Here is a 1,569-nt window from a genome sequence, read left to right on the forward strand (position 1 = left end):
GAGCGGAGACGTTCCAGGCCTGTCGGCGATGCTGGACAGGCTGCGCGGACAGGACAAGGCCGGCTTGAAGGCAATCTACAAGGAACAATCGCGCAAGCCGCGCGAGGCGGGCGCGAGCGGCGCTGGGCTGGGTCTGATCGACATGGCGCGGAAGGCCACCCGGCCGCTGGAATATTCGCTGCGCCCGGTGGATGACGCCTATTACTTCTTCAGCCTTGAAGTCCAGCTATAAGAAATTACGGAACACTCATAATGGACATTTTGCGGATCGAGGCAACGTCGTGCTCGCCCCTGATCGACTTCGATCCGGCGGGCGGACAGCTGCGCATCGAAGGTGAATCCTATCCGGAGAACTCCTTCGATTTCTACGCGCCGGTGTTCAGCTGGCTGGAGGAGTATCTGAAGAATCCTGCCCCGGAGGTGGTGCTGGACATCGGACTCAGCTATCTGAACACCAGCAGCATCAAATGCATGATCGACGTGCTGGAAATGCTGGACGGTGCCCACCAGAACGGTCGGACGGTGTCGGTGCGCTGGCATTACGACAGCGACAACGACCGGGCGCTCGACATGGCCGAGGAGTTCGCCGAGGACGTGTCGCTGCCGTTCGAAATTCTGGCCCACTGATGGCGCACTGAGCACCCGGGATGACGATGCGGTCACAGGAACAGGAGCTTCGTCAATGGGCTCAGCGGCTGGCCGAAGATCCGGCCAATGCCGACAACCCGTTGCTGGCGGAATTCCAGCAGCTGGCGGAACGGCACGGGAAACTTTTGCGCCAGTTCCGCAAGATCGCCAAGATCAGTGACCGCCTCCAGACCGAAACCAAGGAGATGGCACGCCAGCAGCGTCAGTTCGTGCTGATGGTCAGCCACGAATTCCGCACGCCGCTGGCGATCATCGACAGCGCCTCGCAGATGCTGGAGCTGGAGCCGAAGCTGCCGGCTTCGGCGATGCCGCGGGTCGGCAAGATCCGCAACGCGGTCCAGCGGATGCTGCACCTGATCGAACGCTGCCTGACCGACGACCGGCTGGGTGCCGCCGCGGCGCGGCCGATGGCCTTCGATCTTGCGGCGATGCTGAGCACCCTGACAGACGAGGTGGCGGTCACGGCCGCCGGCCACCGGATCGAGCTGCATGGAGCCGACCGCCCGGTGGCGATCCCCGGCGATCGTGACCTGCTCTCCGTGGTATTTTCCAACCTGCTGGAAAATGCCGTCAAATATTCGCCGAACGGCGGGATGATCCGCCTCGACCTATCAACCAGCGAGGGCCAGGTCACGGTGCAGATCGCCGACCAGGGGATCGGTGTCAACGCAGCCGATGCGGCGCGACTGTTCGACAAGTATTTCCGCGCGTCCAATGCCGCTGGAACGACCGGGGCGGGGCTCGGCCTCCATCTCGCCCGTTGCATCGTCGAGACCCACGGCGGCGGCATCTCGGTGGCGAGCGAACCGGGCCGCGGGTCGGCCTTCACCGTCCGTCTGCCGCTCGCGCCGGCAGCGGCGCCGGCTGTCGCTGTGACGGAAACCTTGTCATGACCGCCGGGACGGACACCGCTGGACGGGA

Annotated in this window: 3 protein-coding genes; all 3 read left to right on the top strand. The window is 64.2% G+C overall.

The features are described 5' to 3' along the window. A partial coding sequence (locus tag I71_RS16155; protein WP_042695872.1) for a DUF6272 family protein occupies window positions 1-232 on the top strand: 232 nt, incomplete at its 5' end. A 20-nt stretch (window positions 233-252) separates the two neighbouring features. Next, entirely contained in the window at window positions 253-627 is a 375-nt protein-coding gene (siaC, locus tag I71_RS16160) for a biofilm regulation phosphoprotein SiaC (RefSeq protein ID WP_042695873.1), read from the top strand. A 20-nt stretch (window positions 628-647) separates the two neighbouring features. Continuing rightward, complete coding sequence (locus I71_RS16165) at window positions 648-1,541, top strand: sensor histidine kinase KdpD (protein ID WP_042695874.1); 894 nt, start codon at window positions 648-650, stop codon at window positions 1,539-1,541. Window positions 1,542-1,569: the final 28 nt, after the last annotated feature.

The organism is Azospirillum sp. B506 (assembly GCF_000333595.1).
Taxonomy (GTDB): Bacteria; Pseudomonadota; Alphaproteobacteria; order Azospirillales; family Azospirillaceae; genus Azospirillum.

Excerpts from the sequence above, each read along its gene's own strand:
- siaC (WP_042695873.1), top strand. The coding sequence starts at position 253 with ATGGACATTTTGCGGATCGAGGCAACGTCGTGCTCGCCCCTGATCGAC.
- I71_RS16165 (WP_042695874.1), top strand. The coding sequence starts at position 648 with ATGACGATGCGGTCACAGGAACAGGAGCTTCGTCAATGGGCTCAGCGG.